The sequence below is a fragment of the Paracraurococcus ruber genome (assembly GCF_004353985.1).
In the GTDB taxonomy this organism is placed as follows: Bacteria; Pseudomonadota; Alphaproteobacteria; order Acetobacterales; family Acetobacteraceae; genus Paracraurococcus; species Paracraurococcus ruber.
This window is the reverse complement of record NZ_SMOA01000349.1, coordinates 1-4803: the sequence shown is the minus strand read 5'-3', so window position 1 is coordinate 4803 and position 4803 is coordinate 1. Positions and strand designations below refer to the sequence as shown.

Here is a 4803-nt window from a genome sequence, read left to right as displayed (position 1 = left end):
GACCGCCCGGGCGGCGGGGCGGCACGCCGCGAAACTGTGCAGCGGCCGGCCGGGCTGCCGCCCGGGCGCGCGCCGCCGCCCCCCGCGACCCGGCCCCTGGGCGTCGCTTCGCAACCAGGGCGGGCTCTGCTATCCGCGAGGGTTCCGGCGGGGCGGCGGGCCTCAGCGATGCGAACGCGTTGATTTCCCCGCCTCCGCTGGCGCAGCATTTGCTGGACAAGCAACAGGGACCGTCGCCCCCCTTGGGGGCGGCAGGAACGGGAGACGATCGCTGATGCAGCCCTACGGGCTTACCCTTTCACGCGCCCTCGGCGCCGCGGCGCTGGCGCTGGGCCTGGCGCTGCCCGGCCTGGCAGCGGCGCAGCAGGCACCGGCCGCGAGTTCCAACACGCTGGATGCGGTGCGCAGCCGCGGGCAGCTGGTCTGCGGCGTGAACACCGGCCTGGCCGGCTTCGCCCAGCCGGACAGCCAGGGCGTCTGGCGCGGCTTCGACACCGATTACTGCCGCGCCGTCGCCGCGGCGATCTTCGGCGATGCGTCGAAGGTGCGCTTCGTGCCGACCACGGCGCAGAACCGCTTCACCGCGCTGCAGTCGGGCGAGGTGGACATGCTGTCGCGCAACACGACCTGGACGCTGTCGCGCGACACCTCGCTCGGGCTCGATTTCCCGGCGACGAATTTCTACGACGGCCAGGGCTTCATGGTGAAGACCAGCCTCGGCCTGAAGTCGGCGAAGGAGCTGGAGGGCGCGACCATCTGCGTCCAGCCCGGCACGACGACCGAGCAGAACCTGACCGACTGGGCCCGCGCCAACCGCGTGCGCTTCACCCCGGTGGTGATCGAGCGGCTGGAGGAGATCGTCGGCGCCTATGTCAACGGCCGCTGCGACGCCTACACCACCGACGTCTCCGGCCTCGCCGCCACGCGCAGCGCGCAGCCGAAGCCGGACGACCACACGATCCTGCCGGAGGTGATCAGCAAGGAGCCGCTGGCGCTGGTGGTGCGGCAGGGCGATGCCCGCTTCGCCGACATCATGCGCTGGACGCATTACGTGCTGCTGAGCGCCGAGGAATTCGGCATCACCCAGCGCAATGTCGACCAGATGGCGACCGACCCGCGGCCGGAGGTGCAGCGGATGCTGGGCCGCAATGGCGGCCTCGGCCCCATGCTCGGCCTCGCGGATGGCTGGGCGGTGGCGGTCATCAAGGCGGTCGGCAACTATGCCGAGGTCTTCGACCGCAGCCTGAAGCCCATCGGCATCCAGCGCGGGCCGAATGCGCTGTGGACCGCCGGCGGGCTGCAATACTCCCCGCCCTTCCGCTGATGCATCCCCGGGGCCGGCCGTATCCGGGGCCGGCCCCGGGCCACCACCCGACCACGCCTGCCTGACCCCGCACGGAGGGCGCCCGCGATGTCCCAGACCACCATCGATCCCCGGCTGCTGCGGGCCCCGCCGAAACGCAAGCTCACGCTATCCTGGGCGGATGAGCGGGTGCGCGGCGTGGTCTGGCAGCTGCTGGTCGTCGGCATCGTCGGCAGCATCGGCTACTGGCTGTGGTCGAACACGGTCCACAACCTGGAAGTCCGGCGCATCGCCACCGGCTTCGGCTTCCTGCAGCGGGAAGCCGGGCTGCCGATCGCCGAAAGCCTGATCGAGTACAGCCCGACCGACACCTACCTGCGGGCGCTGACCGTCGGCCTGCTGAACACGCTGAAGGTCGCCGTCGTCGGCATGGTGCTGGCGACCATCCTCGGCACGCTGATCGGCATCGCCCGGCTGTCGAAGAACTGGCTGCTGTCGAAGGTGGCGGCGGTCTATGTGGAGGTGATCCGCGACCTGCCGCTGCTGCTGCAGCTGCTGTTCTGGTACGCCATCCTGCAGGCGCTGCCGGGCCCCCGCCAGGCCATGCAGCCGGTGGCCGGCGTGTTCCTGTCCAACCGCGGGCTGAAGCTGCCCTGGATCGAATGGCAGGACGCGCATTCCTTCGCGCTGATCGCCTTCCTGCTGGGCGCCGCCGGCACCTGGCTGTACCGCCGGCAGGCGCTGGCGAAGCGGATGCGGGACGGCCAGCCGCGCCCGGTCTGGCCGGTGGCGCTGGGCGGCATGTTGGTCCTGCCGCTCGCGGTCTGGGCCGGCTTCGGCGCCCCCTGGACGGTGGACTGGCCGGCGCTGCGCGGCTTCAACTTCCGCGGCGGCCTGAACGTCTCGCCCGAGTATTTCGCGCTGCTGCTCGGCCTCGTGCTCTACACCGCCGGCTTCATCGCCGAGATCGTGCGGGCCGGCATCCAGGCCGTGCCGCACGGGCAGTGGGAAGCGGCGCAGGCGCTGGGCCTGCATCCCGGCCAGGTGCTGAAGCAAATCGTGCTGCCGCAGGCGCTGCGCGTCATCATCCCGCCGATGACCAGCCAGTACCTCAACATCACCAAGAACAGCAGCCTGGCGGTGGCCATCGGCTACCAGGACATCGTGTCCATCGCCAACACCACGCTGAACCAGACCGGCCAGGCGATCGAGGGCATCGCCATCATCATGCTGGTCTATCTGAGCATCAGCCTGTCCATCTCCCTGTTCATGAACTGGTACAACGCGCGCATCGCGCTGGTGGAGAGGTGACGGCGATGCGCGCTGCATTCCCTCTCGCTTTCCTGGCCCGAGGGCCAGCCACGCCGATCGCGCCGGTGGAGCGGTGACGGCGATGCGCACCCACCGACCCTTCCGCCCCGCAGCCCCGCGCCGGAGCGCCGAGCCATGAGCGACATCACGCTGGACGCCCCCCCGAAGGTCGCCGAAGCGGCGCCGCGCACCCCGCCCATCAGCCAGGTCGGGCTGGTGGGCTGGTGGGCTGGCTGCGGGCCAACCTCTTCTCCTCCTGGATCAACACCGCGGTCACGCTGGTGCTGGCCTATTTCGTCATCCGCTGGGCGATCAGCTTCGTCGAATGGGGGATCATCAACGCCGTCTGGTCGGTGCCGAACAACCAGACCCAGGCCTGCCGCGACCTGAAGGGCGTGGGCGCCTGCTGGGCGGTGATCACCGAGAAGCACCGCTTCATCCTGTTCGGCACCTACCCGTATGAGGAGCACTGGCGCCCCGGCCTGTGCATCCTGCTGTTCATCGGGCTCTTCATCGTCTCGGCGATGCGGCGCTTCTGGCGGAAGGAACTGGCCTTCGTCTGGGTCGGCACGCTGGCCGTCATCGGCGTGCTGATGTGGGGCGGCGTGCTCGGCCTGCCCTATGTGCCGCAGGAACGCTGGGGCGGCCTGGTCATCACGCTGATCCTGGCGACCTTCGGCCTGGCCTTCGCCTTCCCGCTGGCGATCCTGGTCGCGCTCGGCCGGCGGTCGAAGCTGCCGGCCATCAAGGCGCTGTGCGTCCTCTATGTCGAACTGATCCGCGGCGTGCCGCTGATCTCCCTGCTGTTCATGGCCAGCGTGATGTTCCCGCTGTTCCTGCCGGAAGGCATGAACATCGACAAGCTGCTGCGCGCCCAGATCGCCATCATCCTGTTCGCCGGCGCCTACCTGGCGGAAGTGGTGCGCGGCGGCCTGCAGGCCCTGCCGAAGGGCCAGTACGAGGCGGCGGACGCGCTCGGCCTGTCCTACTGGCAGAAGACCGGCTTCATCATCCTGCCGCAGGCGCTGCGCCTGGTGATCCCGCCGCTGGTGAACACCTTCATCGGCTTCTTCAAGGACACCTCGCTGGTGCTGATCATCGGCATCTTCGACCTGCTGACGGCGGGCAAGACCGCGATCATCGAGCCGGCCTGGCAGGGCTTCGGCGTCGAGGTCTACCTGACCGTGGGCGCGATCTACTTCGTCTTCTGCTTCGCCATGTCGAAGTACAGCCAGGACCTGGAGACGGAGCTGAACCGGCATCGCCGGCGCTGACCCGGGCGGAATCCGCCGGCCGCCCGCTGCAAAGCCGGGGCGGCCGGCCCATCTACGCGCAAAGAACGAACAGCGGGGGCTGAGACTGCGATGAGCATGACGATGGAGAAGCAGATCGCCTCGGCGGCGCGCACCGATGCGCCGCCCGCGATCATGCTGGACAAGGTCAACAAGTGGTTCGGCAGCCTGCATGTGCTGCGCGACGTCAGCTTGTCCGTCGCGGCGGGCGAGAGGCTGGTGGTCTGCGGCCCGTCCGGGTCCGGCAAGTCCACCATGATCCGCTGCATCAACCGGCTGGAGACCCACCAGGAAGGCCGCATCCTGGTCGAGGGGATCGAGCTGACGGACGACGTCCGGGCGCTGGACGCCATCCGCCGCGAGGTCGGCATGGTGTTCCAGAGCTTCAACCTCTTCCCCCACCTCACGGTGCTGGAGAACTGCACCCTGGCGCCGATCTGGGTGCGCCGCACCCCGAAGGCGGAGGCGGAATCGGTCGCCCGCGGCTATCTCGAGCTGATGCGCATCCCCGAGCAGGCGATGAAGTATCCCGGCCAGCTCTCGGGCGGGCAGCAGCAGCGCGTCGCCATCGCCCGCGCGCTCTGCATGAAGCCGAAGATCATGCTGTTCGACGAGCCGACCAGCGCCCTCGACCCCGAGATGATCAAGGAGGTGCTGGACACCATGGTCATGCTGGCGGAGATGGGCATGACCATGGTCTGCGTGACGCATGAGATGGGCTTCGCCCGCCAGGTCGCCGACCGCGTGGTGTTCATGGACCGCGGCGAGATCGTGGAGATGGGCACCCCGTCCCAGGTGTTCGAGAACCCGCAGACCGAACGGCTGAAGACCTTCCTCAGCCAGATCCTGCGCGGGCACTGACCGCGGCGGCGGCCGGTGGCGCCGCACCCAGGGCCC

4 protein-coding genes are annotated in these 4803 nt (G+C 69.5%); all 4 read left to right on the top strand.

Features of this window, described 5'->3' with window-relative positions:
* Positions 1 to 274 precede the first annotated feature (274 nt).
* The 4 genes from E2C05_RS28725 (at position 275) to E2C05_RS28710 (ending at position 4767) form a co-directional block, all read left to right on the top strand.
* Positions 275 to 1324 carry an amino acid ABC transporter substrate-binding protein gene (locus E2C05_RS28725; RefSeq protein ID WP_133223054.1) on the top strand — a complete coding sequence of 350 codons (1050 nt, stop codon included), beginning with the start codon at positions 275 to 277 and terminating at the stop codon, positions 1322 to 1324.
* Between the two features lie 87 nt (positions 1325 to 1411).
* A complete protein-coding gene (locus E2C05_RS28720; protein ID WP_133223053.1) occupies positions 1412 to 2614 on the top strand; it encodes an amino acid ABC transporter permease in 1203 nt (400 codons plus the stop codon).
* Between the two features lie 224 nt (positions 2615 to 2838).
* Positions 2839 to 3888, top strand: coding sequence for an amino acid ABC transporter permease (locus E2C05_RS28715; RefSeq protein WP_240046933.1), 1050 nt, complete (start codon positions 2839 to 2841; stop codon positions 3886 to 3888).
* A gap of 90 nt (positions 3889 to 3978) precedes the next feature.
* On the top strand, positions 3979 to 4767 hold the full coding sequence (locus E2C05_RS28710) for an amino acid ABC transporter ATP-binding protein (RefSeq protein ID WP_133223051.1): 789 nt from the start codon (positions 3979 to 3981) through the stop codon (positions 4765 to 4767).
* Positions 4768 to 4803: the final 36 nt, after the last annotated feature.